General features: G+C 60.8%; 7 protein-coding genes. All 7 read right to left on the bottom strand.

From position 1 onward, the window contains the following. Positions 1 to 7 precede the first annotated feature (7 nt). Entirely contained in the window at positions 8 to 1,741 is a 1,734-nt protein-coding gene (locus AACS18_RS01710) for a glycoside hydrolase family 9 protein (protein ID WP_108613539.1), read from the bottom strand. Between the two features lie 114 nt (positions 1,742 to 1,855). After that, on the bottom strand, positions 1,856 to 2,848 hold the full coding sequence (locus tag AACS18_RS01705) for an ABC transporter ATP-binding protein (RefSeq protein WP_005353824.1): 993 nt from the start codon (positions 2,846 to 2,848) through the stop codon (positions 1,856 to 1,858). An 11-nt stretch (positions 2,849 to 2,859) separates the two neighbouring features. Beyond that, complete coding sequence (locus AACS18_RS01700; RefSeq protein ID WP_005334876.1) at positions 2,860 to 3,879, bottom strand: ABC transporter ATP-binding protein; 1,020 nt, start codon at positions 3,877 to 3,879, stop codon at positions 2,860 to 2,862. Further along, positions 3,876 to 4,796 (bottom strand): ABC transporter permease, encoded by a 921-nt coding sequence (locus AACS18_RS01695; RefSeq protein WP_005334873.1) that lies wholly within the window; start codon positions 4,794 to 4,796, stop codon positions 3,876 to 3,878. The genes AACS18_RS01700 and AACS18_RS01695 overlap by 4 nt, the downstream gene beginning before the upstream one ends. Before the next feature lies 1 nt (position 4,797). After that, positions 4,798 to 5,781, bottom strand: coding sequence for an ABC transporter permease (locus AACS18_RS01690; protein ID WP_005353818.1), 984 nt, complete (start codon positions 5,779 to 5,781; stop codon positions 4,798 to 4,800). A 118-nt stretch (positions 5,782 to 5,899) separates the two neighbouring features. Continuing rightward, on the bottom strand, positions 5,900 to 7,585 hold the full coding sequence (locus tag AACS18_RS01685) for an ABC transporter substrate-binding protein (protein WP_069528672.1): 1,686 nt from the start codon (positions 7,583 to 7,585) through the stop codon (positions 5,900 to 5,902). 415 nt (positions 7,586 to 8,000) lie between these two features. After that, positions 8,001 to 8,950, bottom strand: a 950-nt coding sequence (locus tag AACS18_RS22990) for a PAS domain-containing protein (protein WP_258228816.1), incomplete at its 5' end; no start/stop codon positions are given.

The raw sequence follows: 8,950 nt of genomic DNA, 5'->3' as shown, positions 1-8,950 counted from the left end.
CCAGTACTCAATCATGGCGACCTCCCTGCTCATGTCGATCACTCAGCGCACTCTGCCAGCTGATGGCCAGGGCAAACCAGGCGGCGTGGGGGATCCACTGCTCGCCCCAGCGCCAGTTCTGATCCAGCCGATCCTGATACTCCTCCGGAATAAAGGCCACGTCGTTTTCGTCATCAAACCCGGCGGTGATGCCGTTGCAGATACCCCCCTGCGCATTGGGATACCCTGCGGTATAGGTGGGGTTGTTGATGCCGTGGCCCGCCAGCATGCAGGCGTTGAAGGGGTTCTGCCCGAGGATCCAGTCGAGCTGGCGCTGACCGTAAGTGATGAGCGGCTGGCTCTGGCGGGGGAAGTGGCGGGCGCCAGCAAAGGCCATGGTCGCCAGAGACGCGAGGCGGGCGTTCTCCCCCTGCCACCAGTAACCGGATTCGTTGTGGTGGGGCATAAAGAAGCTGACGCGCGGCGCTTCATCCACCCCTTTGACATATTGGCGGGCGAGGGAGAAGGGGTTGCCTGCGCGGGCGCACAGCGCCAGCTCGGCGGCCAGCGCCTGCTCCACTACGGTTTGTGCTTGGGCCTTGTGCTCCTGCTCCGGCTCTACGCCCAGATATTCCAGCAGCGCCAGCACCGGCAGGCCTGCCTCGGCGGCGTGGTAGTAAGGGCGCGAGCCATCCTCGTTGGCCGACCAGTAGTGACCCAGCTCAGGATGAGGCCGCTGGCGGGCACAGAGCTTGCTGGCACGGACTCTCGCTTCATTGAGCCACTCGTTGCCGAAGGTGCGGGTCAGCTCCACCGCTGCCAGCAGGGCGCAGTAATCGTCGATGATGTTCTCGACCCCGTCATCAAGGTAGGCAAGGTTGTGCTCACGCAGATGCAGGTAGCCGCGTTTGGCTGCCTCGGCGTAGCGGCTGGCATCGAAGTCGCCGCTAACGCTCTCGCGGGCGGCGCGGGCCAGCGCGGCGATGGCCATGCCGCCCCCTTGGCGGAACCCCGCCTGCCAGTTGGCAGACTTGAGCCCCTGCTGGGTGGCATAGGCGCACAGCTCGCGCTGGGCGGGATCCTTGCTCCACTTGTCGAACAGGGTCATGTAGAAGAAGCCCGACTCATCCTGCATCCGGCAGAGGAAATCGGCGCCGTGCAGCGCCTCGTCATTGAGCCGCTTGCAGAGGTTCACCCCGTCGATATCGCGGCGCGGGGCCAGCAGTTCGCGGCACTTGAGCAGAGCCCACACTACCATGGGGGTCTGCTGGGGGTTGAGGTAGTTGGCGTAGGAGAGGTGGCTCAGGTACTTGCTCATGTCGCCGCTGGCATCGAACCAGCCGCCGTGCACATCTTTGTGCTGGTCGGTGCCAAACAGGCGGGCGTTGCGGTCGGCCTGATCGAATATGCCGCTGGCACGCTGCCCCTTGAAGTAGTGGATGACATCGGAGAGGCAGCGGCTGGCCAGCAGATCCTGGCCGATGGCAAAACGGGTCGAACGGACAATGCCTTGGGCTGTGATCGCCTCCAGCCGATAGTGGCCGGGCTCCTTGAAGGCGGAGAAGTCGGCACGCCAGTAAGCGCGGCCTTGCCAGCCGGGGACGCTGCCTGCCGGTTGCAGCGGGGTTTCAAACAGGATCTGGCCATCGTCGAGGCGTTGCAGCCTGACATAGCCGCCAAGATCAGGGGCAGGGGAGGTTTGCAATAGGGCGACCTTGTGTCCGTCGCACTCGTAGCCCACCTGATTGATCAAGAGTTCCATCAACTTCTTACTCCTGTGGTTCACCGCCGGGCGGTGAGGCACATCACGGGGCTGTGGCCGCCCCGTATCGAGGCATGGCCGGACAGGGTTGTCCGGCCGGTATCGGGTTCACCTTCACTCGTAGAGGTAGCAGCGCACGAAGTGGTTGTCGGCAAGCTTGGTGATGGGGGGCAGCGCCTCCTTGCAGCGGGGCATCGCCTGATTGCAGCGCCCGGCAAACGGGCAACCGCAGGACTCCGGCGTCCAGAGCGGGATCTCCCCCTTGCGGCCACCCTCCAGTTCGGCATGGATGCTCTTCTCCGGGTCGGGCACCGCCGAGATAAGCAGCTGGGTGTAGGGGTGCTGCGGGTGGTGCAGGATCTCATCCACCTCGCCCCACTCCACCATGTGTCCCACATACATGACTGCCAGATCTTCCGCCACATAGCGGGCGGTGGCGATGTCGTGGGTGATGTAGAGCATGGAGACGCCGAGCTCGTTCTTCATCTGCTCCATCAGGTTGAGGATGCCGATACGAATGGAGACGTCGAGCATGGAAGTCGGCTCGTCCGCCAGCACCACTTCCGCCTCTACCGCCAGATTGCGGGCGATGTTGACCCGCTGGCGCTGGCCGCCGGAGAGCTGGTGCGGATACTTGGCCGCCGTTGCTTTGGCCGGGGTCAGGCCGACCTTCTCCAGCAGGGCGTAGACCATGTCGGGCAGCTCTTTTTTGTCGATCACCTTGCTGTGCAGCAGCAGGGGGCGGGCGATGTGGTGATAGATGGTGTGGGTCGGGTTGAGCGAACCGAACGGATCTTGCCACACCATCTGCACGCTCTGGCGATAGTCCAGCAGGGCGGTACCCTTGTTGAACTCCTCCAGATCGTGGCCGCGATAGAGAATGCGCCCGGCACTGAGCTTGTACATCTTGGCGATGATCTTGGCGATGGTGCTCTTGCCGGAGCCCGACTCCCCGACCACCGCCAGGGCGCGGCCCCGATGCAGGTTGAAGGTGATGTCGGAGAGCGCCCGCATCTTGCCACTCTTGATGGCATTGGAGTTGATGGGGAAGTCCTTGTAGAGGTGCTGGACTTCGATGATGGGTGCATCGGTTTTGGCGATTTGCATGACAGACATCCTTAACAGCCAGCGGCCTTGTCCAGATAGATCACGGAATCTTGTTGCAGTCCCTGCTCCTCATAGAGGTGGCAGGCGGTCTGTTGCCCGGGGCGGATCTCGGCCAATCTGGTGTACTCCTGACGGCAACGATCGTGCACCTTGCCGCAGCGGGCCTGAAAACGGCAGCCGACCGGTACCTCCAGCAGGTTGAGCGGTGTGCCCGGGATCCCCTCCAGCACCTTCTTCGGTCCGTGCAGGGGCGGGAAGGAGTTGCCGAGCCCTCTGGTATAGGGGTGTAGCGGCGCGGTCAGGATCGCCTTGGAAGGAGCCACCTCCACCAGCTCACCAGCATACATGATGCCGATGCGATCGCAGAACTCCACCATCAGGGAGAGGTCGTGGGTGATGAATAGAATGGAGAAGTTGAACTTCTCTTTCAGGGCATAGACCTTCTGCAGGATCTCCCGCTGCACCACCACATCGAGCGCCGTGGTTGGCTCATCCATGATCAGGAGCTCGGGGTTGAGCGCCATGGCGATGGCGATCACCAGCCGCTGGCGCATGCCGCCGGAAAACTGGTGCGGGTAGTCCTTGAGCCGGCTCGGGTGGATATCGACGATGGTGAGCAGCTCCTGGGCGCGCTTGATCGCCTCGTAACGAGTCATGCCGGGGTTGTGGGCCAGCAGCACGTCGCAGAACTGTTCCTCCATCCGCAGTACAGGGTTCAGGGCGTTCATGGCGGACTGGAACACCACCGACACCTGTTGCCAGCGGTAGGAGCGCAGCCGCTCGTCGTTGTAATGGAGGATGTTCTCCCCCTTGAACAGGATCTCGCCACCGCTGATGTAGGCGGGCGGCTTGTGCAGCCGGGCCACCGAGAAGGCGACGGTGGATTTGCCGCAGCCCGACTCACCGGCGAGACCGAAGATCTCGCCCTGTCTGATATCGAAGCTCACCGAGTTGACGGCGCGCACGTCGCCATTTTCGGTGATGTAGTCAACGCAAAGATTGCGTACTGACAGCAGGGGATGCTTGTTCATGCTGTCTTCTCCTGTGCTGTGGCAATCGGAGTTGTGACCGGCGCCGCGAGTTTCTTCCAGCGGCTCAACCCTTTGTGGGAGCGCAGCTGCGGGTTGGCAATCTCGTCGATGGCGAAGTTGAGCAGGGCCAGACCGGCACCCAGGGTGGCGATGGCAAAGCAGGGCGCCAGGATCTCCCACCAGGCGCCGACCAGAATGGCGCTGGAGGTCTGGGCGTTGTAGAGCATGATGCCCCAGCTCACTACGGTCGGGTCGCCGAGACCCAGGAACTCCAGGGTCGCTTCGGTGACGATGGCGTAGATGATGGAGCCGATGAAGCTCACCCCGATGATGGAGATGAGGTTGGGCAGGATCTCCACCAGAATGATGCGCCAGGCCGGCTCGCCCAACACTTCGGCGGCGATGACGAACTCCTTCTCGCGCAGGGCCAGGGTCTGGGCCCGGATGACCCGCGCGCCATAGGCCCAGGAGGTCAACCCTATTATCACGGCAATCACCGCCGGTGACGCCTCCCCGATAAAGCTCGCCAGCACCAGTAGCAAGGGGAGGTTGGGGATCACCAGCACCACGTTCATCAGGAAGGTGAGGCACTCATCCACCAGACCCCCGAAGTAACCGGCAGTGATGCCGATGGCGACGGCCAGGGTGCAGACCAGCAGGCCTGCGCTGAAGCCCACCAGCAGCGAAATACGGGCGCCGTTGGTGAACTGGGCCCAGATGTCGTGGCCCATGCGGGTGGACCCCATCACGAACTCGGCACTGGGCGGCTGGTGCGGGCGAGCCACCCGTTTGGTCGGCTCGTTGCTGGCCAGAATGGGTGCAAAGAGGGCCATCAATACGAAGGCAACCACGATGGCGAGGCCACAGGCAGCCTTCTTGTTGCCCAGCAGGATTTTTAGAATGGTCGGCATACGCATCTTACTTGCCTCCTGTACGCAGACGGGGATCCAGGAAGACGTAGAGCACGTCGGCCAGGAAGTTGAAGCTGAGCATGGTGATGGTCATGATGAGCAGCTGTCCCTGAATGAGCGGGTAGTCGCGGGCCAGAATGCCCTGATAGAGGGTCAGGCCCAGGCCGGGGTAGTTGAAGATCACCTCGGTGATGAGAGAGCCACCGATAACGAAGCCGAGCGCCATGGAGAGGGCTGTGACGCTGGGCAGAATGGCGTTGCGGGCGCCGTAGTTGAAGATCACCCGGTTGCTGGAGAGCCCCTTGGCCTTGGCCATGGTGATGTAATCCTCGCCCAGCAGGTTGATCATGTTGTTGCGCATGGTGATAAGAAAGCCCCCCACCTGCACCACGGCCAGAGTCAGCACCGGCATGATGGCGTGGGTCATGATGCTCTTGATGTGCTCCCAGCCCCAGTCAGCCTTGATCTCCGGGCTGTAGGCGTAGCCGATGGGCAGCCACTCGAGGCTGACCCCGAACAGGAACAGGGCGAGCAGGGAGACCACCACCGGCGGAATGGCCTGCATCACCAGGGTGAGCGGGGAGAGAATGCTGTCCATCCGGCCGCCGCGATACCAGGCGGCGAAGATGCCGACGATGGAACCGATGGAGAAGCTCAGGATGGTGGAGGTGCCGACCAGAAACAGGGTCCAGCCGATGGCACGGCCCAGCACGTCAGAGACCTGCTGTGGGTAGAAGCGCACCGAGGTGCCGAGATCCCAGGTGAAGACACTCTTCACATAGGTGAGAAACTGGGTGCCGATGGGGCCGTCGACGAAGCCGAAGGTGGCTTTGAGGGCTTCCAGGGCGGCGGGTTCCATCATGGCGCCAGCGCGGGCAAACATCACGGAGACAGGATCCCCTGGCATGGCACGGGGTAACAGGAAGTTGATGGTGGCGGCTACCAGAAAGGCAACCAGATAGAAGGAAAAGCGTCTCAGTATGAATCCCATGATGGTACCTTTTACTGCAAGTCTGCCCCGCGTCAGGTATAGCTACCCCAACCCCGGCGGTGCCGGGCAAGAAGGGGATTAACGGGGAAGATGGCCCCCCGCAGGGGGCCGGGATTGTTTAGCTGTTTGGCTTGAGGGACAACACGTGCAGCAGACGCTCAGGGGTGTCCGGGTGGAGCTGAGGTTTGGCTACCGGGTTATCAGCACTGAACCAGCCGTTGAAGCGCTTGGTGCTGTACTCATACCAGGTCGGGTTGTTGAAGACCGGAATGATGGTCTGGTTGGCACCAACACGATCCTGGATGGCGAACATGATCTCCTTCTGCTTGGCCGCATCGGCGGTCTGGGTGAAGTCATCGATCAGCTTGTCGAGCTCGGGATCCTTGTAACGGGGCGCGGCGAAGCGGTTGCCACGGTCGCCCATGTTGCGGGAGTGGAACGCAGTCTCGAAGTACTTGTGCGGGTTGGCACCGGCAAAGTAACCCTGCAGGGCGACATCGAAGTCACCGGTGATCAGGTTCTCGGTCCAGACGGTCGCTTCCGGGGTGGCGGTCTTGGCGTTCAGGCCCAGCGCCTGCAGCCCTTCTACACCGATCTGTACTGTGTTGACCCAGTCGGTCCAGCCGTTCGGTACCAGTACCTTGAACTCGATCTTTTTGCAGCTCGGGGTGTCGAGGAACTTGTCGCCGTCACAATCCTTGTAGCCTGCCTCTTTCAGCAGGGCCTTGGCCCCTTCCAGATCGAACTTGTTGTACTTGCCGTACTTCTTGTCCACTTCCGGGTTGTTCCAGGAGTCAAAGGCTTTGCCCAGACCTGACGGGTACTCGTTGACGGTGGGGTAGCCGTAGCCCGCGATATCCACCATGGACTGGCGGTCCATCGCCATGGAGAAGGCGCGGCGGAAGTTGATGTCGTTGAAGGCTTCGTTATTGCCCGGGTTCTTGGTCTGGAAGTTGACGTTGAACGCCACGGTACCGGAGGCCGGGAACCAGTATTTGTTGTTCTTCGGATCGTTGCCGACGTAGAGGCGCTCGATATCCGGCACGAAGGAGCCGAACCAGTCGATGTCACCTTTCATGACAGCAGCCAGCACCTGGTCGTTGGTGGCCATCTGCGGCATGCGGATACAGTCGATAGCGAGGTTGGCGTTATCCCAGTAGTGCGGGTTGCGGCACTGGGTGTAGAGCTGGGCAGAGAAGTTGTCCACTTCGGTGAAGGGGCCAGTACCAACCGGCTTGTCGTTGGTGAAGGCAACCGGATCTTTCACCGATTTCCACTGATGCTCCGGCACGATAGGTACCAGCACCAGATCGTTCACCACGTTGGTGTTGACCTCGGTCAGGTCGAATTTGACCTTGTTTGGGGCCAGCTTCTCGACGCTCTTGATCTGGGTCCAGATAGAGCGCTCATCCAGCGCCTTGTTGGCCTTGACCAGATTGAAGGAGAAGATGATGTCATCGGCATCAAAGGCTTCGCCGTCAGACCACTTCACGCCGTCACGCAGATCGAAGGTGACGGATTTCAGGTCATCGCTGAACGCATAGTTGGTGGCCAGACGATAGACGGGTTTGCCCCCTTGCATATCGTTGAAGATCACCAGCGGTTCATAGATGAAGTGACGGGTGGTGTGCAGCAAGCCCGCTTGCAGGAAGGGGTTGAAGTTCTTGACCCAGGCGGTTTCCTGCTGTGCGACCATGGTCAGCACGGTTTTATTGTCTGCGGCCATGGCGTTACCGGCGGCACCGGCAAGCATCATGGTTCCCAGCATTACAGCGGTAGAGATTTTGGATACTTTGGCAAGCATATGTTTTCCTTTCTTATTTTTTGGCATTCCCGAGGGTTCGCCTTGTTTTGTGTGAGCACCGGTTTCGCATGCTGATGAAATCGGCCCTCTGTGTTGGTCAGGTGTCTAACCTTTGTCGTTCTGTTTTCCAACGCCCTAAGCAAACCAGAATTAACAGGAAAACAACAACTATTGATTTCGTTGTTTTCGTAAAAATTGACGGTGTTACGTCAACTTCGTCAAAATGCTTTTTTATCTGTTTAGAATCATTGGTTTGCGTTATTTGCTCTCGCGTAGAAAGTGGCTGTGGAAATGGCGTATATGACAAATTTGTGAATTGGATCTGCTCTCGTTTTCGGAGTTGTGCGGGGCTTTGTTTTGCGCAAAAAGAAACCAGATTGCCAATTGTGATCCGGCGCCCGTTTAGGGCGCCGTGTCACGGCTTGCGGTTGGCGAGTTGACGCAAGGTCTGGGCGCTGTGCTGCAACTGCTGGCGCTGGTGGTCATTGAGCGGGCAGTGGCCCAGCACATACTCGGTGGTGGCCACGACCGTCTTCCAGCGTGGCGACTTGGGCAGGGTGTCCAGACTCAGGTATTTGTCGAGGGTGCGGGTCTGCGGGCTGGATCTGTCCATATAGACCCGCCACAGCTTGCTCTTCTCTGCCAGCCCGATTTTGCCCTTGCCGGTCCCCTGCTGCCAGGCATCCAGGGTGAGCTGCATGGTCTCTACCAGCGCACGGCGCAGCGGCTCGTCATCCTGCTGGCGAATAAGGTCGTCGGCCAGCGAACGGAACTCGCCACCCAGGCGGCTCAGCTCGCCCAGCAGCTGTTCATCTTCGATGATGGCTTGCCGCGAGAGGTTCTTGAGGGCGTTCTCCAGCGCCATTACCCGGTTCTCATCCTGACGCAGCTCGGTACTCAGGGTGAGGGCGAAAGCAGCCTGTCCTCCGAGCGTGATAGGCAGGGCGCGGGCGTTGAGCACATCTTTTTGCCCGGCCACCAGAAATTCCAGATTGTGTTCCCGCTCGCTGGCAAGGTCGGGCCACTGCTGTTGCAGCGGGGTGGCGAGCCACTCATTGAGGGGCTGCCCCTCCATGGCTTCCGGCTCCTGCCCCAGCAGGCCTGCCAACACCCTGGAGGCAAACAGCACTGTGCCCTGCTCGTCGATAAAGATCATGGGGTCGGCCCCTTCGCCGAGCAGGGCCAGCAGCCGCTGCTGATCCTGATGCAGCCGCTCCTGCAGGGTGAGGCGATGTTCGATCTCCTGCTTCAATAGCCGGTTCTCTACCAGCGAGGCGCGTCCGGCCTTGGCTTCCAGCAGTGCCTTGACCCGGGCAAACAGCTCTTCCTTGCAGAAGGGTTTGACCAGATAGTCGTTGGCTCCGG

The organism is Aeromonas sp. HMWF015 (genome assembly GCF_963878965.1).
In the GTDB taxonomy this organism is placed as follows: Bacteria; Pseudomonadota; Gammaproteobacteria; order Enterobacterales; family Aeromonadaceae; genus Aeromonas; species Aeromonas veronii.
This window is presented reverse-complemented; position numbering and strand designations above follow the sequence as displayed.

Excerpts from the sequence above, each read along its gene's own strand:
- AACS18_RS01710 (WP_108613539.1), bottom strand. The coding sequence starts at position 1,741 with ATGGAACTCTTGATCAATCAGGTGGGCTACGAGTGCGACGGACACAAG.
- AACS18_RS01705 (WP_005353824.1), bottom strand. The coding sequence starts at position 2,848 with ATGCAAATCGCCAAAACCGATGCACCCATCATCGAAGTCCAGCACCTC.
- AACS18_RS01700 (WP_005334876.1), bottom strand. The coding sequence starts at position 3,879 with ATGAACAAGCATCCCCTGCTGTCAGTACGCAATCTTTGCGTTGACTAC.
- AACS18_RS01695 (WP_005334873.1), bottom strand. The coding sequence starts at position 4,796 with ATGCGTATGCCGACCATTCTAAAAATCCTGCTGGGCAACAAGAAGGCT.
- AACS18_RS01690 (WP_005353818.1), bottom strand. The coding sequence starts at position 5,781 with ATGGGATTCATACTGAGACGCTTTTCCTTCTATCTGGTTGCCTTTCTG.
- AACS18_RS01685 (WP_069528672.1), bottom strand. The coding sequence starts at position 7,585 with ATGCTTGCCAAAGTATCCAAAATCTCTACCGCTGTAATGCTGGGAACC.